This is a genomic window from Polaromonas sp. P1_G2 (assembly GCF_056405515.1).
In genome coordinates, this window is record NZ_JBFUBY010001800.1 from 1 (window position 1) to 355 (window position 355).

Sequence of the window (355 nt, forward strand, 5' to 3'; positions counted from 1 at the left end):
AATGTCGCGAGATCGAAATAGTCCCGCCAAGCGATGATCTTGCCGCCCCGAAGCTGGAAAATCCCGGCCACGGGGAGTGCGACCGAGCCTTGGGCAAGGGTGAAATGGTCGATGCGCTCGTTCATGACGAGATCGCCGGCCGCAATCTGGTTGACGATCTCGAAGCGTAGTCCCCTGAACTGGTTGGGAATATCCGCAAGGAAAGCGCGGATTGCCATATAGCCAACCAGGGGCTGCATCGGCATATTGTGATAGACGGCATCGGCTGAAAAATAGCCAACCAATTCATCCGCATCCAGCCGCTCGAAGACCGCGCAGAACTGCCTGACGATGCGATCGTTTGCGTCCATTCAGG

General features: G+C 56.9%; 1 protein-coding gene. It reads right to left on the reverse strand.

Features of this window, described 5'->3' with window-relative positions:
* Positions 1-350: nuclear transport factor 2 family protein (locus AC1D0P_RS32655; RefSeq protein ID WP_477680510.1), on the reverse strand; the 350-nt coding region annotated here is incomplete at its 3' end.
* Between the last annotated feature and the right edge of the window lie 5 nt (positions 351-355).